24 protein-coding genes are annotated in these 20,388 nt (G+C 25.1%); 10 read left to right on the forward strand and 14 right to left on the reverse strand.

All coding sequences use genetic code 11. The annotated features are described in order from the left end of the window. Positions 1-7 precede the first annotated feature (7 nt). The gene (gene metG / locus ALANTH_RS06610) at positions 8-1,957 is read left to right on the forward strand and encodes a methionine--tRNA ligase (RefSeq protein ID WP_026807831.1); all 1,950 of its coding nucleotides are present in this window, start codon (positions 8-10) and stop codon (positions 1,955-1,957) included. Further along, positions 1,957-2,955 carry a UDP-N-acetylmuramoyl-tripeptide--D-alanyl-D-alanine ligase gene (locus ALANTH_RS06615; RefSeq protein WP_026804428.1) on the forward strand — a complete coding sequence of 333 codons (999 nt, stop codon included), beginning with the start codon at positions 1,957-1,959 and terminating at the stop codon, positions 2,953-2,955. Before metG ends, ALANTH_RS06615 begins: the two co-directional genes overlap by 1 nt. On the opposite strand, the gene ALANTH_RS06620 is transcribed toward ALANTH_RS06615, so the two are convergent. Further along, positions 2,952-3,608 carry a S24 family peptidase gene (locus ALANTH_RS06620; protein ID WP_026804429.1) on the reverse strand — a complete coding sequence of 219 codons (657 nt, stop codon included), beginning with the start codon at positions 3,606-3,608 and terminating at the stop codon, positions 2,952-2,954. The genes ALANTH_RS06615 and ALANTH_RS06620 overlap by 4 nt on opposite strands. Before the next feature lie 187 nt (positions 3,609-3,795). On the opposite strand from ALANTH_RS06620, the gene ALANTH_RS06625 reads away from it, so the two are divergent. The 3 genes from ALANTH_RS06625 (at position 3,796) to pckA (ending at position 6,003) form a co-directional block, all read left to right on the forward strand. Further along, positions 3,796-3,990: a hypothetical protein gene (locus tag ALANTH_RS06625; protein ID WP_026807832.1), complete on the forward strand. Its 195-nt coding sequence runs from the start codon at positions 3,796-3,798 to the stop codon at positions 3,988-3,990. A gap of 11 nt (positions 3,991-4,001) precedes the next feature. Continuing rightward, positions 4,002-4,358: a biotin/lipoyl-containing protein gene (locus ALANTH_RS06630; RefSeq protein ID WP_026804431.1), complete on the forward strand. Its 357-nt coding sequence runs from the start codon at positions 4,002-4,004 to the stop codon at positions 4,356-4,358. A 67-nt stretch (positions 4,359-4,425) separates the two neighbouring features. Beyond that, the gene (pckA, locus tag ALANTH_RS06635) at positions 4,426-6,003 is read left to right on the forward strand and encodes a phosphoenolpyruvate carboxykinase (ATP) (RefSeq protein ID WP_026804432.1); all 1,578 of its coding nucleotides are present in this window, start codon (positions 4,426-4,428) and stop codon (positions 6,001-6,003) included. 36 nt (positions 6,004-6,039) lie between these two features. Here the strand turns inward: pckA and ALANTH_RS06640 are convergent, their stop codons facing one another. From ALANTH_RS06640 to ALANTH_RS06690, 12 genes are all read right to left on the reverse strand, one after another. After that, entirely contained in the window at positions 6,040-7,071 is a 1,032-nt protein-coding gene (locus ALANTH_RS06640) for a bifunctional 3,4-dihydroxy-2-butanone 4-phosphate synthase/GTP cyclohydrolase II (protein ID WP_026807833.1), read from the reverse strand. A gap of 50 nt (positions 7,072-7,121) precedes the next feature. Continuing rightward, a complete protein-coding gene (locus tag ALANTH_RS06645) occupies positions 7,122-8,063 on the reverse strand; it encodes an LPP20 family lipoprotein (RefSeq protein ID WP_208993240.1) in 942 nt (313 codons plus the stop codon). Between the two features lie 26 nt (positions 8,064-8,089). Further along, complete coding sequence (locus ALANTH_RS06650; RefSeq protein ID WP_029888333.1) at positions 8,090-9,091, reverse strand: tetratricopeptide repeat protein; 1,002 nt, start codon at positions 9,089-9,091, stop codon at positions 8,090-8,092. Then, entirely contained in the window at positions 9,088-9,216 is a 129-nt protein-coding gene (locus tag ALANTH_RS11480; protein ID WP_257119465.1) for a hypothetical protein, read from the reverse strand. The genes ALANTH_RS06650 and ALANTH_RS11480 overlap by 4 nt, the downstream gene beginning before the upstream one ends. A gap of 8 nt (positions 9,217-9,224) precedes the next feature. Beyond that, the gene (locus tag ALANTH_RS06655) at positions 9,225-9,746 is read right to left on the reverse strand and encodes an LPP20 family lipoprotein (protein ID WP_026807836.1); all 522 of its coding nucleotides are present in this window, start codon (positions 9,744-9,746) and stop codon (positions 9,225-9,227) included. Between the two features lie 61 nt (positions 9,747-9,807). Further along, positions 9,808-11,340, reverse strand: a complete 1,533-nt coding sequence (locus ALANTH_RS06660; RefSeq protein ID WP_026807837.1) for a sensor domain-containing diguanylate cyclase — start codon at positions 11,338-11,340, stop codon at positions 9,808-9,810. 13 nt (positions 11,341-11,353) lie between these two features. Beyond that, the gene (locus tag ALANTH_RS06665) at positions 11,354-12,295 is read right to left on the reverse strand and encodes a tetraacyldisaccharide 4'-kinase (RefSeq protein ID WP_026807838.1); all 942 of its coding nucleotides are present in this window, start codon (positions 12,293-12,295) and stop codon (positions 11,354-11,356) included. A gap of 5 nt (positions 12,296-12,300) precedes the next feature. Then, positions 12,301-13,443, reverse strand: coding sequence for a DegT/DnrJ/EryC1/StrS family aminotransferase (locus tag ALANTH_RS06670; RefSeq protein WP_029888334.1), 1,143 nt, complete (start codon positions 13,441-13,443; stop codon positions 12,301-12,303). Positions 13,444-13,454: 11 nt separating this feature from the next. Continuing rightward, positions 13,455-14,207 carry an NAD+ synthase gene (locus ALANTH_RS06675; protein WP_026807840.1) on the reverse strand — a complete coding sequence of 251 codons (753 nt, stop codon included), beginning with the start codon at positions 14,205-14,207 and terminating at the stop codon, positions 13,455-13,457. Positions 14,208-14,227: 20 nt separating this feature from the next. Further along, on the reverse strand, positions 14,228-14,449 hold the full coding sequence (locus tag ALANTH_RS06680; protein WP_029888335.1) for a hypothetical protein: 222 nt from the start codon (positions 14,447-14,449) through the stop codon (positions 14,228-14,230). Positions 14,450-14,451: 2 nt separating this feature from the next. Next, entirely contained in the window at positions 14,452-14,682 is a 231-nt protein-coding gene (locus ALANTH_RS06685) for a (2Fe-2S)-binding protein (protein ID WP_026804442.1), read from the reverse strand. Continuing rightward, complete coding sequence (locus ALANTH_RS06690; RefSeq protein ID WP_228131132.1) at positions 14,682-15,440, reverse strand: TerB family tellurite resistance protein; 759 nt, start codon at positions 15,438-15,440, stop codon at positions 14,682-14,684. The genes ALANTH_RS06685 and ALANTH_RS06690 overlap by 1 nt, the downstream gene beginning before the upstream one ends. 67 nt (positions 15,441-15,507) lie before the next feature. On the opposite strand from ALANTH_RS06690, the gene tatB reads away from it, so the two are divergent. From tatB to ALANTH_RS06715, 5 genes are read left to right on the forward strand one after another with little or no spacing between them, the layout of a single operon-like run. Then, a complete protein-coding gene (tatB, locus tag ALANTH_RS06695; protein ID WP_228282866.1) occupies positions 15,508-15,903 on the forward strand; it encodes a Sec-independent protein translocase protein TatB in 396 nt (131 codons plus the stop codon). A gap of 2 nt (positions 15,904-15,905) precedes the next feature. Further along, positions 15,906-16,640: a twin-arginine translocase subunit TatC gene (gene tatC / locus ALANTH_RS06700; RefSeq protein WP_026807841.1), complete on the forward strand. Its 735-nt coding sequence runs from the start codon at positions 15,906-15,908 to the stop codon at positions 16,638-16,640. Positions 16,641-16,642: 2 nt separating this feature from the next. Continuing rightward, positions 16,643-17,671 carry a tRNA preQ1(34) S-adenosylmethionine ribosyltransferase-isomerase QueA gene (queA, locus tag ALANTH_RS06705; protein WP_026807842.1) on the forward strand — a complete coding sequence of 343 codons (1,029 nt, stop codon included), beginning with the start codon at positions 16,643-16,645 and terminating at the stop codon, positions 17,669-17,671. Between the two features lie 14 nt (positions 17,672-17,685). Continuing rightward, the gene (locus ALANTH_RS06710) at positions 17,686-18,432 is read left to right on the forward strand and encodes a 3'-5' exonuclease (protein ID WP_026807843.1); all 747 of its coding nucleotides are present in this window, start codon (positions 17,686-17,688) and stop codon (positions 18,430-18,432) included. Further along, positions 18,432-19,160, forward strand: coding sequence for a hypothetical protein (locus tag ALANTH_RS06715; RefSeq protein WP_026807844.1), 729 nt, complete (start codon positions 18,432-18,434; stop codon positions 19,158-19,160). The genes ALANTH_RS06710 and ALANTH_RS06715 overlap by 1 nt, the downstream gene beginning before the upstream one ends. On the opposite strand, the gene ALANTH_RS06720 is transcribed toward ALANTH_RS06715, so the two are convergent. Beyond that, positions 19,152-20,387, reverse strand: a complete 1,236-nt coding sequence (locus tag ALANTH_RS06720; protein WP_026807845.1) for a ComEC/Rec2 family competence protein — start codon at positions 20,385-20,387, stop codon at positions 19,152-19,154. The genes ALANTH_RS06715 and ALANTH_RS06720 overlap by 9 nt on opposite strands. Position 20,388: the final 1 nt, after the last annotated feature.

The raw sequence follows: 20,388 nt of genomic DNA on the forward strand, positions 1-20,388 counted from the left end.
GTAAAGAATGCAAGAGAATTGTAAAAATGTTTATATTACAACTCCAATATATTATGTAAATGATGTGGCTCATATAGGACATGCTTATACAACAATAATAGCTGATATGTTAGCTAGATATTCAAGATTATCAGGATTAAATACTTTCCTTTTAACTGGAACTGATGAACACGGACAAAAAATTGCTCAAAGTGCAGAAGCTAGAGGAAAAACTCCTAAAGAGTATGCAGATGAAATATCTGGAAAATTTAGAGCCTTATGGGATGATTTTGATATAACTTATGATAAATTCATAAGAACAACAGATGAAGAACATAAAATAGGTGTTCAAAAAGCATTTGATGAAATGTACAAAAAAGGTGATATTTATAAAGGAGAATATGAAGGTTTTTATTGTGTTCCTTGTGAAACTTTTTTCCCAGAATCTCAACTAGTAGATGGTCAATTTTGTCCTGAATGTGGTAGATCAACAGTTGTAGTAAAAGAAGAAAGCTATTTTTTCAAACTATCTGAATATGAAAACAAACTTTTAAAATGGTATGAAGAGAATGAAAATTGTATTTTACCAAGAGCTAAAAAGAATGAAATTGTAAATTTTGTAAAAAATGGATTAAAAGATTTATCTATTTCAAGAACTTCATTTGATTGGGGTATTAAATTACCAGAATCTATGAATGAACCAAAGCATGTTATGTACGTTTGGCTCGATGCACTTTTAAACTATACAACAGCTTTAGGTTATGGAACTGATGAGAAAAATATGAATTTTTGGCCTGCAAATATTCATTTAGTAGGAAAAGATATTTTAAGATTTCATGCAATCTATTGGCCAGCATTTTTAATGAGTTTAGGTTTACCTTTACCAAAGCATATAGCTGCTCATGGTTGGTGGACTAGAGATGGTGAAAAAATGAGCAAATCAAAAGGAAATGTTGTAAATCCAAAAGAAGTAGCTGATGCTTATGGTCTTGATGCATTTAGATATTTTCTTTTAAGAGAGGTTCCTTTTGGTCAAGATGGAGACTTTTCACAAAAAGCTTTAATAGATAGAATAAATTCTGATTTAGGAAATGATTTAGGAAATTTATTAAATAGAATTATGGGTATGAGTGGAAAATATTTTGACTATAATGTAACTTCTAAAGATGTAGAAAAATTCCATAAAAAAGAATTAGATGAAGTAAATAGTATAATTGATACCCTTGAAAGCTATATTTTTAATATGCAAATAAATAAATATTTAGAAGAGATTTGGAAAATATTAACTATTGCAAATAAAGCTATAAATGACTATGAACCTTGGAATTTAATAAAAGATGGAAAAAATGATGAAGCTATGGCACTTGTAGCTTTAATCACGAATATTATGGCAAAAGTTGCTCTATTACTTGATAGTGTAATGCCACATAAAATAAAAAATATTGCTTCTTGTTTAGGAATTGAAATATCAACGAAAAATTATAATAAATTAATTTTAAATAAAGAACTTTTAGATGATGTAAAAATTACAAAAATAGATGCTCTATTCCCAAGAGTTGAAGATATATTACTAGAACAACCAAATGTTAGTGATGTATCAAAAAGTGAAATTGAAAATAAACCAAAAAATGAAAAAATAATTGAAGATGATAATCTTATTACTATTGATAAATTCTTTGAAACTACTATAAAAGTAGGAACTATTGTTGAAGCTATTGAAGTTCCAAAATCTGCAAAACTTTTAAAATTACAAGTTGATTTAGGAGAAGGAAGAAATAGACAAATTTTAGCTGGGATAAAAGAGTTTTATAAACCAGAGGATTTAGTAGGAACTCAAGCTTGTGTTGTTGCAAATTTAAAACCAGCAAAACTCATGGGAATGCTAAGTGAAGGAATGCTTTTAGCAGCAAAAGATGAAGATGGACTATGCCTTATTCGTCCAGAAAAACAAAAAAAATCTGGAACAAAAATAAGCTAGTGAAAATATCTTCTATTTTAGATATTGTTGATGGAAAGCTTTTAAACTCTCCATCAATATCTTTTATTTATTCAATAAAAACTAATTCAAAAAAAATAAAAGAATCTGATCTTTTTATTGCAAAAGATGAAGAATCATTAGAAGAAGCAATAAGAAATGGTGCTTTTGCTATTTTATATGATAAAGATTTTATCATAAATGATAGTGAAATAGCTTGGATTAAAGTAGAAAATCTAGAATTAGCAATAATCAAACTTATTCGTTTTAAATTATCAGCTTTAAATTTAGAAAGTTTTTATTGTAATAGTTCTTTATATGATATTCTTAAAATTTATCAAAATAATTTTAAAAAGAATATCTTTTTTATTCCAAATAAGATAGAAAAAGTTTTTTCTTATTTAGATAATATAAGAGAAAATGATATTATAATATCTAAAGATAAAAATTTATTAGATAAAATTTATCCAAATAATAAAAACTTTGAAAAAAAAATAAATCAAAAAGATATATCAAACCTAATAGAACACTCTTTATTTGAAACGACTTTTTCATATAAAGAAAACTTTTTCTTACGAATAAAAATTTCAAGTTTATATATAAATGATTTTATAAATATTTTTAACTTCTTTAAAAAAGATATAGATTTATCAAAATTAAGAAATTTTTTAAATATGAAAGCTATTTTTTTTAATAAAAGTTTTGAAATAGTAGAATTTGGTAAAAGTGATAGATTTATTATTTGTCAACATGATAATTCATTAATTGAAAATGAAATAAAATATATTAATCTCAAATTTAAATATGCAAAATCTATATTTATTTCAAAGAATAGTATTAATTTCTTAGAAAAAAATGAACAAATTATAATTGATAATTTAAATGAACTAAAACCTACTATAAAAAACAAAGATTTTCATTGTATTTATCTAGCAAATTTTAGTTATAAAGAAGTTTTAGAATATTTTATAAAATCTCAAGAACAAGCAACTCTATTTTAATAAATAAGCCCAAAAGAACTTATAACTTTACCTAAAATATCAAGGTCTTCTTTATTTAGAATTTGAAGAGGGTAATCTTTATTATCTGAAATAATATCAAGTTTTCCATCTACTCTCTTTTGAATTCTTTTTACAAAAAGTCCATGTATGGTAGTAAAAGCATAGATTCCATCTCTTGAAATATTATTTTTTGTTTTATCAATAAATATAATATTATCACTATTTAGTGTAGGTTCCATTGAATCCCCAACTACATTTATAGCATCAATATTTTTTAGATTTTCTTTTCCACCAAGCATATTAACAAAATAACCAGGTAGCTCTAAAGACTCAAATTCATCTTCATTTTCATAAGCTCCTCCACCAGCACTAACACTAACACTAGGATAATATTTAATCCAATACCTATCTGTACTATCTATCAAGGAATCTGGATTTTGATTAAATAAAAGCCAATTTATAGATATTTTTCTTTTTGCACAAAAATTTAAAATATTTGAATATGGTATTTTACCTCTATTTTTCATAGTTGCAAAATTAGCTTGAGATAATTCTAATGATTTAGCTACATCTTTGTCAAAAACTTTTTTATTCTTTTCATCTGTACTTATTATAGTTTTTAATTTATTTATAATTTCTTCTACCATAAACATTTTATTCTCCATTTTTTATTAATTGGATAATTATATTACAATTTGAAATATTTTTCAAGTTATTCCATAAAAAACTATAAAATTGCAATATTTACAATATTATAAAATTTACTAAAAAAGTAACTTCTAATAAAGCTATTTTTTTATATCATTATATTTGTAACAAAATATAAATTTGGAGAAAATTTTGAGTATTACAAAAAAAGACGAAAATATTATTGTTTCAATTGATGCAAAAAAAATAGCAGTTATAACAGCTGCTGTAAAACAGCACCAAAAACTAAGAGTTGCAGCTATAATAGCAGCAATAAAACATCATAAGAAATTAACAACTGCAGCTATAGTAGCAGCATTAGAACATCACAATAGAATAATTAATTAAAAGGAGTAAAAATGGCAAATTATACAGTAATAGTTGATGGACAAAAATTCAATGTAACAGTAGAAGATGGTATTGTAGATAATATTCAAGTGGCACAACCAGTAATACAAGAAGTACCTACTACACAAACACCTGTAGCAAAACCAGTATTTAATGGAACAGAAGTAGCAGCATTAGTAAATGGTAATGTTTGGAAAATACTTGTAAAAGAAGGTGATAGAGTAGAAAAAGATCAACAACTTATAATCTTGGAAGCAATGAAGATGGAAATAGATATAACTGCACCAGTTGCTGGAATAGTATCAAAAATATTAGTTGAAACATCATCTTATGTTGATGAAGGTCAAACTTTAGCAGTTATTGCTTAAATTTCAGAAAGTTTTATCTTTTTTTAGATAAAATTCGACATTAAAAATTAGGATAGGAATTTAAATTATGTCTAATATCAAAGACTCATTAGGTTTGGAAAACGTTGGTACTGTATTTAGAAATTCGGATATTGACTTTTTAATCGATTTTGCAGTTAAAAATGAAGGTGCGAAGATATCTTCAACAGGTGCTTTAATGATTGATACAGGAATTTTCACAGGAAGAAGTCCTAAAGATAAATTCTTTGTTAATCAAGACCCTTCAAATAAATATATTGCTTGGGGAGACATAAATCGAAAAGTTTCAAAAGAGGTTTATGAAGATTTATTTACACTTTCAAAAAAACAACTAAGTAACAAAGATATTTTTGTAACAGATGTTTACTGTGGATCTTCACTAGATTCAAGAAGAGCAGTTAGATTTATAACTGAAGTTGCTTGGCAAGCTCATTTTATTCAAAATATGTTTATATTACCAACAAAAGAAGAATTAGAAAACTTTAAACCTGAGTTTACAGTTTATAATGCTTGTAAAACTGTTGATATGTCTTATGTGAGTCATGGATTACACTCTGAAGTATATGTAATATTCAATGTTGAAGATAATACTTCTATTATTGGTGGAACATGGTATGCTGGTGAAATGAAAAAAGGTGTATTCTCTATGATGAATTACTGGCTTCCACTTGAAGGAAAACTACCAATGCACTGTTCTGCAAACATCGGTAAAGATGGAGACACTGCATTATTCTTTGGTTTAAGTGGTACAGGAAAAACTACACTTTCAACAGATCCAAATAGAGCATTAATTGGAGATGATGAGCATGGTTGGGATGATCATGGAGTTTTCAACTTTGAAGGTGGTTGTTATGCAAAAGTAATTAATCTTGATAAAGATAGTGAACCTGAAATTTTTAATGCCATTAAAAAAGGTGCTATATTAGAAAATGTAGTTGCTGATGACAATGGCTTAGTTGATTATAGTGATAAATCAAAAACTGAAAACACAAGAGTTTCTTATCCAATTGAACATATAGAAAATCACGCTCCTACTATGAGAGGAAATCACCCAAAAAATATTATCTTTTTATGTGCTGATGCATTTGGAGTTTTACCACCAGTTGCAAAACTAAATAAGCAGCAAGCAATGTACTATTTCTTAAGTGGATATACAGCAAAAGTTGCTGGAACTGAAAGAGGAATAACTGAGCCAATAGCTACATTCTCATCTTGTTTTGGAGAAGCATTTTTACCTTTAAATCCAACAGTTTATGCTGAACTGTTAGGTAAAAAAATAGATAAACACAATGTAAATGTATTCTTAGTAAATACTGGATGGACGGGTGGTCCTTATGGTATTGGAAAAAGAATGAGTATTAAAAATACAAGAGCTTGTATTAATGCTATTTTAGATGGTTCTATAAATGAATCAGAATTCCAAAATATGACAATATTTAACTTACAAATCCCAAAAACATTAAAAGGTGTAGATACTCATGTATTAACTCCTAGATATACTTGGTCAGATCCTTTAGAGTATGATAAAGCAAAAAAACAATTAGCAGAAATGTATATTGAAAACTTTAAAAAATATCTAACTTTAGAAAGTGAATATGACTTTACTGCAGCTGGTCCTCAACTGTAAGTAAAAATTAAATAAAGAAGAATAAAACTTTTAGTTTTATTCTTCTATTTGAATCTCTTCAACAATTTCTAATCCAAATCCTTGCAATCCTACAAACAAGTGTTTACCTCCACTTGTCATTAGTTTAACTTTCTTAATATTTAGTGTATTTAAAATTTGAGCACCAATACCATAATTTTTTTCTAACTCTTTATTTTTACCTTGACTATCTAAAAATATTAGAACTCCACCTTTACTCTGTAAAAAGTTTATAGTTTTTAACATAGAACTTAATTTATTATCATTTAAAAATATTTTTATATCTGGTCTAATTGTATGAAATTTAACATGATTTATTTCATTTAGATTTCCAAAGATTATAGCTGTATGAATATTCCCTATATGATCTTTAAACTCTTTTTTAATAACTTCTTGAGAAAAGAACTTAGTTTTCATACTTGATATTTCACTAACAAGTTTATCATTTGCAAGTCTGTACTCAACTAAATCAGATATATATATCTGTTTTAAGTTGTGTTTTTGTGCAAATATATCCAAATCATCACGTCTAGCCATTGTTCCATCATCTTTTAAAATTTCACAAATAACTGCTTCACCTTTTAATCCAGCCAATTTACATAAATCAACACTTCCTTCAGTATGTCCTGTTCTTACTAAAACCCCTCCTTCTTTAGCAATAAGGGGGAAAATATGTCCTGGTCTAACTAACTCATCTGCTTTTGAAATAGGATTAGCTAATATTTTAATAGTATCATCTCTTTCTATTGCACTAATTCCTGTTGCGGCACTTGCAGCATCAACAGATATTGTAAAAGCTGTCTCATAAGATGATGTATTTGATGTAACCATAGGATTTAAATCAAGTCTTTTTGCTGTATCAGTTGTAACAGATACACATACTAAACCTCTAGCATGTGTTACCATAAAATTTACAAGTTCAGGTGTGCTTAAGGCTGCTGAATATACTAAATCACCTTCATTTTCTCTATCTTCATCATCAAGCATAATTACCATATTACCTTTTTGAATCTCTTTTATTGCTTCTTGTACTCTTTGTATTGCATTCATATCTACTCTTTTATATTTTATAAATTTTGTTGGATTATATCAAAATAACTTTAAAACGGTAAAATACTTACCTCTTCTTTCTCTTTTTGAAGCTTTTGTAGTAAATTTAATCTTGCATCATCAAAATTATTAGAAGATGCTCCTTTTAATTGAATTGTATTACTTAGAATCTGATTATTTTTACTATTTATAATTTTTATATTTAAAATATTCTCTATAATATAAAGACCATAAGAGTTACTTTCTGAAGATTTTGAACTTAAATTTAGTTCATAAATATTTTTATTTTTTATATTTGCTTCTACAACTTTGAATCCTTCTCTTACTAAAATATCTTTTAAAGTATCTTCAAATTTTTTTGAATTATTATCAGAACTTATAAAAAATTCCATATCATTTTGTAGATTAGATTCTAAAATCTTTAGTTCTTCAATTACTTTTATATATTTATCATTGTCATTTAAAAAAGATGATAAAATTTGAGCTTTATTATAGTTTTTATAAAAAATTTCTAATAACTTTTTATATTTAATATATAAAATTAAAGAATCAATACTTTGGCTTTTAAGTAAATAAAACTCTTTATATAAAAAATCTATTTCTTTTTTCAAAGAATCAAATAATTTAGACTTATTAATACTAACTAAAACTATAATTTGTCTATCAAATAAAGAGGAATCTTCTATTATATAATTTTGTAAACTTAACTTTTCAATCTCACTTTTTATATCTTGTGTTACAGTTTTTTGAGTATATTCTCTAAAGTCTCTATAAGATTTTGATGAAATTGTTATATCTGAACTAATAGTTACTAATAGACGTGATGATAAGTTTTCTAAAGCATTTTGAATTGCTTCGTTATGACTAAATCCCATTCCAACTCCATATAGATTTATATCTGTATTTTGAGGAGGAGTTATATACCAATTTGGGTATTGTAAATTTTCTTTTGTAATATCAACTTTGTTAGTACAACCTATAAATATAAACATAATTATAAATATTAAACATGCTTTTATCATTTTTTTATATTTATTTGCTCTTCTAATTTTTTATGATTTGTAATTTGTGTATTAATCCTATTAATTGATTCAATTATTGCTTTATCTGGTTTTTCTATTAATTTATCAGATAGAGTATATAACTCTTTTGCATTCTGATATTCTCCTTTACTCTCTTTAATAACTCCTAAATTATAAGCTGCTAAATAGCACCTATCATTTGTAGAATTTAAAAGTTGACTAAAAATCTCTTCTGCTCTATCTAAATGGTTATGTTTTAGATATTCTAAACCATTTTTTAAAAGTACTTCTTGTTCTTTTGTATATTTTATTTGAGGATCCTCAAATATTTTTATATAATATTTTTCTTCAGTTGGAGATATATTTGGTAAAAACTCATTTACAATATTATTAGATAAATAATCAAATACTGCACTTTTAGAAGGTAATCCTCCACCATAATCTAAACAAGATCTATAACTTGTATTTTCAAAGTAATTATTTGTATAAATAACATCACCTTTTTCTACATCAATCATTGATATATTAGCTTTTAAAGAGTATCTTGCATTTGTACACTGTACAAAATATTCTTGTTGTCTATAACAATATATATCTATACATCTATATCTTCTTTCATAGTAATAATCTTTTTGAACATCTGCATTATCTATTTTTCCAGTTATAAGTGCTTGTGCACCTAAAAGTTCACCTACTTCTACACTATTATTTTTATTTGCTAAACCAGAATATTGAAATTTTTGTTCATTTAAAATATTATCTCTATCTTTACTAATAACAGTAAAATATGGCTTATCATCTACTTCTACTTTATATAAAGCTGACTCTATTTTCGATCCTAATGATATATCATTGTCATTCTCAAATTTTAAAACTGCTATTTTTTTAGTTTTTGAAGCTCTATCGACTAAAGCTGGTTTAGTAGCTGTTATTAAAACTTTTTGACTACATCCTGATAATATAAATATTAGTAGTATAGGTATTAAAACTATTTTCATAAATCTTTTAATGCATCTTTAGCATTATTTTGTTGAATTTTTGTATCTATTAAAGTTGTATCTTTTGAAGAACAAGCATTAAAAATTATAGATACTATAAATAAAAGAATAAATATTTTTTTCATAAAATTTCCTAAATTAAATCTAATTCATTAAGTGCTTTTTGGACTTCATCATCTATATTTTTATCAATATTTGATTTTTCTATTCCAATTAAAACATATAGATAATTGTCATTTATATTTTCCCAAAAACTTAATTGTTTTGATTCTCTTAAAGTAATATTTGAAGTCTGTTTTGAAACCATTGTAGTAACTTTTTGTACAGATTCATTTTCTTTTAATCCAGCTGTATTCATATATGTTTCAACTTTTGACTTAACTTCTAATTCTATTTGTTGTGATAAACTAGCTCTTGCATTTGCAATTGCTTCTTTTCTTGTAAAATCATAACCAAGTTTTGACATAGGAGCTGAACCAACTGCTAAAAGTTTATTATCTTCATGATATGTTCCACAAGCCCAAGAAGGAGCTTTGAGTCCAGCAATTACACAATCTGGAATTTCAATATTTTGCTCATTTTTTGAAGAACAAGATATAAAAATCATAGTCAAACAAGTTATAAAAACTATAGATAATACTTTATTTATTTTCATAATATTTCCTAAATATTTAAATTGTATATTTTTATGAAAAAATCATATATAAATTGTGAATTTATAATGATAAACTGCTAACTTTATCTCTTCCTGTACCTTTTGATTGATATAATGCTTCATCAGATCTTTTTAATAACATTTCAGGAGTAATGTCATTATTAGGAATAACAAATGATAATCCTAAACTAATAGTTACAACATTGCTTACATCAGAATTTTTATGTGGAATATTAAGCGCTTTAATACTATTTCTTAAGATTTCTGCAATTTTTATTGCTCCTTCAAAATTTGTATCAGGAAGAACAACAACAAACTCTTCTCCTCCATATCTAGCTACAAAATCATGAGAGCGATTTAAACTATTTTTTAAAGTTTGTGCAACTTTTTTTAAACACTCATCACCAACTTGATGTCCATAAAAATCATTATACTTTTTAAAAAAATCAATATCAATAAGAATAATACAAAGTGTTTTATTGTTTCTTAAACAATATTTCCATTCTTTTTCAAAAATTTGATCAAAATGTCTACGATTTGGTATTTCTGTAAGTCCATCTATATAAGCAAATGCTTCTAATTTTTCTTTTAAAATCCTATCTGTTTCTATTTCATCTAATTTTAGTTTATATCTTCTTTTTTGTAATATATATAAAATTGGAACAAGAACTATAGATAAAATAAAATATAAAAATACATAAATAGATATTTCTTCTTCAAAATTTTCATATAAGATATCAATATCTCTACTAATAGCTACATAAATAGGTTGGTTAATATCTAAGTATTCAGGCTTTAATTTTAAAAATCCAACTAGCCTATTTACATTTGAAATATAAATTTTACCATTTAATATAGTTGATTTTTCATTTTTTACTAAATATTGACTAAATAAACTATCTTCTTGATTTATTTTTGTACCTAAGATTTCAGGAAAATCTGGTGTAGTTAAAAAAATAGTTCCATCTGCAGATATTATTGAAGTTCTCATATCTTTTGAATAAGATACAGAATCTAAAATTTGTTTAATCATAATAGGATTTAATGTAGCTATCATAACTCCATCAAAATTACCATTTTTATCTTCTAACATCATAGATAGTGTTATTGTCCAAGTCCCTAATGAAGTCACATAAGGAGTACTAATATATAGTCTATTTTTTATTTGATTATTTTTAATAATTGAAAAATAATCTCTATTAGTAGAATCAAAGTCTAAAAGTTCTTCTCTATTTGAAACAGTAATCTTTCCATCTTTATTTATGATTGCAAAAGTACGAGCAATAGGTACAGCTTTTGTAAAAAATTTAAACTCTTGAATTAACTCATCTTTATTATTTAATATCCCCTGATTGATTCTATCCTGAGTATATATAAATACTTCATTTAATGAATTTATTCTTAGAGAAATACTATTATCTATAATTCTTGCTTGAGTTAATAATCTATCTTCTTCTCTTTTTGATATATTTTCTATTTCTACAATAATAGTCCAAAGAATAATTAGTCCTAATAGGACTAAACTAATTACTAATAAAATCCATTCAAATATATATGATTTTATTAATTCAAAACTAACAAATTTTTTAAACACAATAAAACCTTTATTAATATTTATTTATATAAAGTTCAAGCTTATCAAAACTAATCTTATTATCAAATTCTATTGATAAATCCATCAAAAAAATATTTTCTAAATTAAACTCTTTTAACTTCACAAAATCTTTTCTAGTAGTAACTATTGCAAAATCACTATATCTTTTCAAAATATTATAAATATCATCATTTGTAAAAGTATAATGATCAGGATATGATAACATTTCTATATTATCTGGTAAAAATTCTAAAAGTCTTTTAGGCTTTGAAATAGCTGTTAGAAGTATACATTTTTGTGGTAAGGATACAGTTTTTTCATCTTTTTTTATGGTTACAACTCTTCTAAATTCTATCCCTTCTTGAAAAATTAAATCACTATATTTATAAAAACTTCTAGGTTCTCTATATCCACCACTTGGAATGCAAAATATATTTGTAGGATCAATTTTTGGTTTTAAAAGAATATCAAATTTTAAAATATTATACTTTGAAAAACCATCATCTAAAAAAATAAGCTTAGCCCCTAATTCTTTTGCTTTATGTATAGCTTCTACTCTATTCTCACTTACAATTACAGAAGAATTTGGCAAACTTTGTGCTAAAAGCATAGCTTCATCACCACTTGTTTTTACATCAGTTAATATTTTTCCATGTAAAGATACTAATTGTAAGCCTTTTGAAAATCTTCCATATCCTCTTAAAATTATACAAGTATTATTATATTTTGAAGCTAACTTTATTGTAATTGGAGTTTTACCACTTCCTCCAATAATTAAATTACCAATAGAAATAATAGGAATACCAAAATCTATTTTTTTTGAAAATATTCTTTTTGTAATAATAATAAATATATAAATAAATGTGATAGGTAGAAGAAAAAAAGATACTATTCTTTGAAAATTATTTGGAAAAAATAGATAATCTTCTATCCATAAAATAAGCTTTTGCTTCATAAACTTTATATCCAGTCAGAAGCAACTTCAATCACTTGATCACAAATATAATTTACATCTTCATCGCTAAGTCCAGCATAAATAGGTAAAGATAATATTTGCTGATAGTTATATAATGCATTTGGAAATGCTGTTATTTTAATAGAGTATTTATTTTTGTAATAAGACAAAAGATGAAGAGGAATATAGTTTAAAGCAGTAGAAACTCCACGCTCTTTTAGTGCTCTTGCAAACGCATCACGATTTCTAGATATTTTGATAATAAATTGTGTATAAATATGACCTTCTTTGAATGGTGACAAAGTTATATGTTTTACACCATTTAATCTTTCTTGATATATTTTTACTATTTCTTGTCTTCTTTTTATAAAACTATCAGTTTTCTTAAGTTGTGCTATTGCATAAGCAGCATCTAACTCTGATAAATCAAATTTATGACCTATATCATCAACATCATAAACATAATCTAAATTTCCATAATTATCATAAGTAGTTGTTATTGCATGAGTTCTTAAAAGTTTTGCTCTTTTTGCTAATTCTTCATTATTAGTAATTAAAACTCCCGAACGGCTAATAGCATATTTTGATGGAGATGGATTAGTAGAAAATATTGTCATATCAGCATTTAAATTCCCTACTTTTTTACCTTTATATGTAGAACCTAAAGCAGCCCTACAATCTTCTATAATTAATATATTATATTTTTTAGCTATCTCATAAATTTTGTCTAAATTTGGAGCTAATCCTCCAATAAAAGTTATAATTGCAGCTCTTAGTTTTTTTGATTTATTTGCTAATAAAACTTCTTCAAATTTATCTATATCAATATTCATATCTTCTAAATTTATATCTACAAATATAGGTTCTGCATCAAAATGTCTTACTGTTTCAGGTAAGTTTACAAAAGAGTTTACAGACATTAAAATTTTATCACCTCTTTTTAATTTCATAGAACTAAGTGCAAGATGCAAAGCAGCAGAAGAAGTTGCTGTTGCAATAGCATATTTTGCACCTATGTATTCAGCCATCCTTTCTTCAAACTCTAAAACTTTAGATAAATCATCTTTTGCTTCAAGAACTGATCTAATTTGATTTAATTCTTCATTATCTAAAGTTGCTTTATAAATTGCAATTTTCCTACTACTCATTTTTTCCCTTTTTATATTTTTGCTATCGTTGGAAGACGTCTTTTGAATTCATTTATTTTTACTCTTTTAGAAATCTTTTCTATAAAGTCTTCTTCAAAACCTAAATTTAATAACTCTTCTTTAGTTTTATTTTCATCTATCATAACTTTTAATAGGCTATCGATTTTTGAATAACTAAATCCTAAATCAGATTCATCACTTTGCCCTTCCCATAAATCAGCACTAGGTTTTTTATCCATAATATTTTGTGTAACACCTAAAAATTTAGCAAATTCAAATAAATCACTTTTATAAATATTTCCTATAGGATTAATAGCACAAGCTGTATCTCCAAAAATAGTTCCATATCCTAAAAGTATCTCACTTCTATTTGAAGTTCCAATAACCAAAGATTTTTCTCTTGCACTGATATCATATAGAATTGTCATCCTAAGCCTTGCACAAAAATTTCCTATTCTTAGGTTATCATTTTTCATATTATCTAAATAAGTACTTAAAATTGGTTCCAATTTTACTATCTCATATTTTATATCAAATTTATCACAAAGTTCTAAAGCATCATCAACTGAAGCTTTTGATGAAAATTGAGATGGCATCAAAACACAATTTAGATTATCTTTAAATGCTTCTTTACATAATATTGCAACAATAGCTGAATCAAGTCCACCAGAAAGTCCTAAAATAACTCTATTTAATCCCGTTTTATTAACTTCATCAACTAAAAATTTTATTAAATTTTGCTTAATTTTTTTCCAATATTCCATTTTTAAACCTTAAATTAAGATTATATCTTATCTTCTTTTGTTTTATTATAAATTTCATCTAAATAATCTAAATTTCTATTATTAAACTCTTTTTTCTTAATTTCTAAAGTATATTTTATATCTTCTAGTTCATTTTCACTAAAATAGTTTAAATAGCTTGGATTTATAAAAACATTCTCATCTTTATTCGTTTTAATAAGCTCTTTTATCTCTTTTATTAATTCTTCTTTTAAACTTTTCACTTTTACTCTTTTACAAATTTATTCAAAATTTCATCTAAATACAATTCCATCTTTTTTTCACCAATATCATCTGCGGCACTTCTACAACATCCACAAGAACTTCCAGCATCTGTTATATCTTCAATATCTTCTAAAGTTTTTGCACCTTTTTCTTTTATTGCATATATGATTTCTCCTAAACTTACTCTTTTGCATTCACAAACAATAAATGAGTGTGGGAAATTTCTAGCCATTAAATACCTCTTGATTTTTTAATAATTTCATAAGCTTCATTAATTTCTTGAAGTTTTTTTGTAGCTTCATCTATGATATTTTGACTTTCACCTTTTCCTTCTAAGATATCAGGATGATATTTTTTTACTAAATTTCTATAATTTTTCTTTAAAGTCTGCTCATCATCACTTGAATTTGAATCCAAAATTTCATAAGCTTTTTCAATTGTTATAGCTTTTTCATTTGCTCTAGTTTTATAAAAATTTTCAAAATTTAAAACAATATTAATATAATCTTTTTGATCTATTTTCAATGCCTGTGCAATATCTTCAGTTATTTCTTGCTCTTGTTTTGAAAAATCACCATCAATAAATGCAAGATTTAATAAATACTCCATAATTTTTAATCTTTTAGAGTAATCATTTCTTGTTAAAGAATACAATCTATCACAAATTATAATTAGATTTGAAAAATTTTCTTTTTCATTATCATATAAATCTTTTAACTTTTCTCTAACTTCAATAAAATTATGAAAATGACTTGAAATATCTGTAAAAGTATGTTTTAAAATTTCAGCTTCAAGCTCTCCTACTTTTCCATCTGCTTTTGCAACTTTTGACATCAAAGCTACTAAAAGCCCTGCTTCATGATTTAATAAATCTCCACTAAAAATCTCTTTTTGTTTTAAATTAATATTCTTAAAATCTTCTGTTTTATAATTTTTACCAATAATAAATAATATTATGATAATAACTGCTAAAACTAATACTTCAATCATTCTCTTCCCTTATTAATTTTGCTTGATTTTATCAAAGTTTAGATAAAATCTCTACCCTATATAAATTATGGAGTTAAATATGTTTGGTATGGGTATCACAGAAATTTTACTTATTGCAATAGTTGCTATCATAGCTCTTGGACCTGATAAACTTCCTGATGCAATGGTTAAAATTGCAAAACTTTTTAATTCAGTTAAAAAAGGTTTAAATGAAGCAAAAACTACTTTAGATAATGAATTAAATATTAGTGAATTAAAAAATGAAGCAAATAAATTCAAAGCTCAAATAGAAGACACAAAAAACTCTTTAATGTCTGAATCAAAAATAGATTTAGGATTGGATGAAATTTTAAATGATGATTTAAAAAGTTCAAAATCAACAAATGAAAAAGATTTTATTGAAAGAAAAAGAGAAATTGATGAAGTAAAAGCACAAAAAAGTTCTGTAAGTGAGGACAAATAAAAATGTTTGATGATTTAAAACCACATATTGCTGATTTAAGAAAAAGATTAGTATTTTCAAGCATTTGTATTGTTGTTATGTTCTTTGTATGTTTTTCATTTTATGAACCAATTTTAGATTGGATGACACTTCCAGTAAAACAAGCACTTCCTATTGGTACTAATATGATTGCAGTATCTATTGAAGAAACTTTTTTTACAGCTATGAAAGTTGCTTTCTTTGCTGGTTTTATAGCTTCACTTCCAGTTATTTTTTGGCAAATGTGGTTATTTTTAGCACCTGGACTTTATGACCATGAAAAAAAACTTGTAATTCCTTTTGTATTTTTTGCTACTTTAATGTTTCTTTGTGGAGCTGGTTTTGCTTATTATATAGTTGTTCCTCTAGGTTTTAAATTCTTAATTGCTTTTGGTTCAACTGTTGTAACGGTATTACCTAGTATTGGAACTTATGTAGGATTTTTTACAAAAATAATGATTGGATTTGGAATAGCTTTTGAGTTACCTGTTGTTACTTTTTTCCTTGCAAAAATAGGACTTGTTGATGACCAAATGCTAAAAAGTTTCTTTAGATATGCAATAGTTCTTATTTTTATTGTTGCAGCTATATTAACTCCACCTGATGTTATAAGCCAAATTCTTATGGCTGTACCATTAATCATTTTATATGGTGTATCAATATACATTGCAAAAGTATTTAATCCAGCACAAAAAGATGATGAAGAAGAGGAAGAATAAACTTGCTAGATGTTTTAAAAACTTCAAGCTATGATTTTAATCTTCCACAAAATCAAATAGCTTCTTATCCTATAAATCCTCCAGATAGTGCAAAACTTTTAGTTTTTAATAGAGAAAAAAATGAAGTTTTCCACTCTACTTTTAAAAATATTTTAGAGTTTTTACCAAAAGATTTATCAATATTTTTAAATGATACAAAAGTTATAAAGGCTAGAATTTTTGGTAAAAAAGATACAGGTGCTAAAGTAGAGCTACTCCTAAACAAACCCCTTTTTATGAATAGATATTTAGTAATGATTAGAGGAAAAGTAAAAATTGGAACTAAGATATTTTTTAATGAAAATTTAGTTGCTAAAATTTTAGAACTAAATGAAGATGGAAGTAGAATAGTAGAATTTTTTAAAGATAATGATAATAAAAAATTAGATTTTCTATCTTTAGTAGATATTTTAAATCAAATTGGACATATTCCACTTCCACCATATATGCAGCGAAATGATGAAAAGGAAGATGAAACAAACTATCAAACTTTATTTGCAAAAAATTATGGTGCAGTTGCAGCTCCTACTGCATCACTTCACTTCACACCTGAACTATTAAAAAAATTAGAAACAAAATATGGATTAAATTATCTTACACTTCATGTAGGAGCTGGAACTTTTAAGCCAGTTGATGTTGAAGATATTTTATCTCATCCAATGCATAGTGAATATTTTGAAATAGGAATTGAAGCTAAAAAAAATTTGGATAATGCTAAAAAAATTTTAGCTGTAGGAACTACTGTAACAAGAACAATTGAATATTACTCAAGAACAAATAAAATTCAAGGTGAATGTGATTTATTTTTAAATCCTCTAAATAAACCTATAAAAGTTGATTATTTACTTACAAATTTTCATTTACCAAAATCAACTTTGATTATGTTAGTTGCTTCATTTATAGGACTTGAAAAAACTTTGGAACTTTACAATATTGCTATAAAAGAAAATTATAGATTTTACTCTTATGGCGATGGAATGTTAATAATTTAAAAGGATATTTTAATATGGCTTATTATGTACTATTCGATACAGAAACAACTGGAGCTGCTCAAGAAGATAGAGTTATTCAATTTGGAAGTATGATTGTAAATCAAAAAGGAGAATTGGAACTATTTGATGAACTTTGTTCTAGTGAAATTCCTATAAAACTTGAAGCTATGGAAGTTCATAATATCACACCAGATTTATTAGAAAATAAGCCAAAAGCTACTGATACAAACTTTTATAAAAGGTTAGAAGAGTTAAATAGTAGTGAAAACTATTTAATTGCTCATAATATAAACTTTGATTTAGATATGATAAAAAAAGAAGGCTTTGAAAACAGCTATAAATTAATAGATACTTTAAGATGTGCAAAACATCTATTTAGCGAACTTCCTTATCATAGATTGCAATATTTAAGATATGCCCTAGAATTATATAAAAGTGAAGAAAGAGAAGCTTCAAAACATAATATCACTATAAAAGCACATGATGCAATAGGCGATGTACTTGTGATGAAACTATTTTTATCAAAACTTGTGGCAAAAGCAAGAGAGAATTTCCCAAACAAAAATCCTATGGAAACACTTGTTGAATTGACTAAAACACCTGTATTTATAAATACTTTTAAATTTGGGAAATACAAAGGACAAAATATAGAAGAAGTTGCAAAAATAGATGCAAACTATCTAAATTGGATGAGAACTTCTATGAATGATTTAGATGAAGATATGAAGTTTACTTTGGATAAAGTTTTAGGAACTAACTAATGATATTTAAGATTATTTTTTTAGTGATATTTAGTTTTTTATTTGGAAATAGCGATGAATTAAAAGTATCTCAAATTGAAAATATCCAAAAAACTATAAAAGCTTTTCAAGAAAATGATATAGAATACATCTCTAACAATCTAATAAAATATCCTTTAAAAAGACAATACCCTATCCCTAGTATAAAAAACCAAGAAGAGTTAAAAAAAAGGTTTAGTGAAGTTTTTGATGATGAGTTAATCAAAGAGATTAAAAACTCAAAAATAGAAGATTGGTCAGAAATGGGTTGGAGAGGTATTATGTTAAATCAGGGAACTCTTTGGTTAAATTTTGATCAAATAATAATAGCAATAAACTATCAAAGTGATTTTGAAAAAAGACTTAGAGAGAATCTAATAAAACAAGACAAAGAACAACTACACTCTTCATTAAAAGATTTTATAGAACCAACATATAAAATAAAAACTAAAAATTTTTTAATTAGAATAGATAAAATAGATGATTCTAAATATAGATATAGCTCTTGGAAAATAGGTAGAAGTCAATCTTCAAAACCAGATTTAGTCCTATTGAATGGAGAAATAGAATATCAAGGGACTATTGGATATCAATATTTTACTTTTAAAAATAGAAACTACACATATGAAATAGATATAGATGCAACATCTTTAGAAGTTATGAAAGATAATAAAACTATTCTTTTTGAAAAAGGTGAACTTTTAAACTAATAAATACATATAAATATTAAACCCTATCATAAAAATATTTAGTACTATAAAAGCCTTTTTACTCCAAATCGATAAAAATGAAACTAAAAGATATAAAATATAAAAATAAAGTGGTGTAAAAACTTCATAAACATATATTTTATACTCTATAAATATCTTTAAATATTCATCAAAAAATGATGATATATAAAAGAAATGTGCCAAAATTTGTGCTGGATAAAAGATATTAAATAGTATTGTAATAGGAATTGAGTAAAACTGTTCATAAGAAGTTTGAGGGAAATAGTAGTGAACTATTGGGTTAAATATCAAAAACATCCAGATATTAAAAAAGATAAATAAAAACCATTTATTATAGTTTTTAAAATATTGAATAAACAAATAGATATAAAAAACTGCAAATATAGAAAACCAAAAACCAATAGAAAAAATATATTGTGGGAAAAATGCAATAACTATCAAAAAAGTATATAACAAAGTCAAATATGATAGGATTTTGATATTGCTTCTAAGTAAATAAATTCCCAAACAATACATTACAAAAGCCCTTAAAAGTGAAGGTACAATATCAGTTAAGATAAGATAATAAAACAAAATAGCCATAGTTATAAGTAAAATATCGAACTTTCGGTTTCTGTAAGGGAAATATCTATTTTGAAAAAAACTATATGGAAAATATAAAAGCCAATAGATAACAAAAGATAGGACAACTAAGTGAAATCCAGAAAGTGCTACAACATGAGTTATTGCATAGTTTACAAAAACATCTCTTAACTCTTTTGATACATTTACAGCTAAGAATAAAGCATTGTATAGCTCTATTATTTTCTCATCTTCATGATTTTCTTCAATATTCTTTAGTATTTTATCTTTAAAAGTTGATTTTCTATCTAATTTATCAAAATATAAAATAGTTGTAAAAAAACCTTTTAAATAATCTATAAAAGTTACTTTTCTAGTATCAATAACAACATTTAAAACATCAAATTTCTTTAAAGTCTCATCTTTTGTTATAGTTGTAAAAAACTCAAAATCTGATGTTTTTAATTTTAAAATATTATATTTATCTTTTTTATAAATATTTATAACTTCTGCTCTTATTTCAAAGACATTCTCTGATTTAAACTCAAAGTAGTTACTATATTGATAAATCATATTTGACAAAAATACAAATATTAATATAAAAATAAATACCAATTGTCTATTTTTTATATTTAGACTTATCATA

Origin of the sequence: Aliarcobacter lanthieri (assembly GCF_013201625.1) — a bacterium.
In the GTDB taxonomy this organism is placed as follows: domain Bacteria; phylum Campylobacterota; class Campylobacteria; order Campylobacterales; family Arcobacteraceae; genus Aliarcobacter; species Aliarcobacter lanthieri.

What these genes read in the sequence shown, in the direction of transcription:
- metG (WP_026807831.1), top strand. Translation starts at nt 8, where the DNA reads ATGCAAGAGAATTGTAAAAATGTTTATATTACAACTCCAATATATTAT.
- ALANTH_RS06620 (WP_026804429.1), bottom strand. Translation starts at nt 3,608, where the DNA reads ATGTTTATGGTAGAAGAAATTATAAATAAATTAAAAACTATAATAAGT.
- ALANTH_RS06630 (WP_026804431.1), top strand. Translation starts at nt 4,002, where the DNA reads ATGGCAAATTATACAGTAATAGTTGATGGACAAAAATTCAATGTAACA.
- pckA (WP_026804432.1), top strand. Translation starts at nt 4,426, where the DNA reads ATGTCTAATATCAAAGACTCATTAGGTTTGGAAAACGTTGGTACTGTA.
- ALANTH_RS06640 (WP_026807833.1), bottom strand. Translation starts at nt 7,071, where the DNA reads ATGAATGCAATACAAAGAGTACAAGAAGCAATAAAAGAGATTCAAAAA.
- ALANTH_RS06645 (WP_208993240.1), bottom strand. Translation starts at nt 8,063, where the DNA reads ATGTTTATATTTATAGGTTGTACTAACAAAGTTGATATTACAAAAGAA.
- ALANTH_RS06650 (WP_029888333.1), bottom strand. Translation starts at nt 9,091, where the DNA reads ATGAAAATAGTTTTAATACCTATACTACTAATATTTATATTATCAGGA.
- ALANTH_RS11480 (WP_257119465.1), bottom strand. Translation starts at nt 9,216, where the DNA reads ATGAAAAAAATATTTATTCTTTTATTTATAGTATCTATAATTTTTAAT.
- ALANTH_RS06655 (WP_026807836.1), bottom strand. Translation starts at nt 9,746, where the DNA reads ATGAAAATAAATAAAGTATTATCTATAGTTTTTATAACTTGTTTGACT.
- ALANTH_RS06665 (WP_026807838.1), bottom strand. Translation starts at nt 12,295, where the DNA reads ATGAAGCAAAAGCTTATTTTATGGATAGAAGATTATCTATTTTTTCCA.
- ALANTH_RS06670 (WP_029888334.1), bottom strand. Translation starts at nt 13,443, where the DNA reads ATGAGTAGTAGGAAAATTGCAATTTATAAAGCAACTTTAGATAATGAA.
- ALANTH_RS06675 (WP_026807840.1), bottom strand. Translation starts at nt 14,207, where the DNA reads ATGGAATATTGGAAAAAAATTAAGCAAAATTTAATAAAATTTTTAGTT.
- ALANTH_RS06685 (WP_026804442.1), bottom strand. Translation starts at nt 14,682, where the DNA reads ATGGCTAGAAATTTCCCACACTCATTTATTGTTTGTGAATGCAAAAGA.
- ALANTH_RS06690 (WP_228131132.1), bottom strand. Translation starts at nt 15,440, where the DNA reads ATGATTGAAGTATTAGTTTTAGCAGTTATTATCATAATATTATTTATT.
- tatB (WP_228282866.1), top strand. Translation starts at nt 15,508, where the DNA reads ATGGAGTTAAATATGTTTGGTATGGGTATCACAGAAATTTTACTTATT.
- tatC (WP_026807841.1), top strand. Translation starts at nt 15,906, where the DNA reads ATGTTTGATGATTTAAAACCACATATTGCTGATTTAAGAAAAAGATTA.
- ALANTH_RS06710 (WP_026807843.1), top strand. Translation starts at nt 17,686, where the DNA reads ATGGCTTATTATGTACTATTCGATACAGAAACAACTGGAGCTGCTCAA.
- ALANTH_RS06715 (WP_026807844.1), top strand. Translation starts at nt 18,432, where the DNA reads ATGATATTTAAGATTATTTTTTTAGTGATATTTAGTTTTTTATTTGGA.
- ALANTH_RS06720 (WP_026807845.1), bottom strand. Translation starts at nt 20,387, where the DNA reads ATGATAAGTCTAAATATAAAAAATAGACAATTGGTATTTATTTTTATA.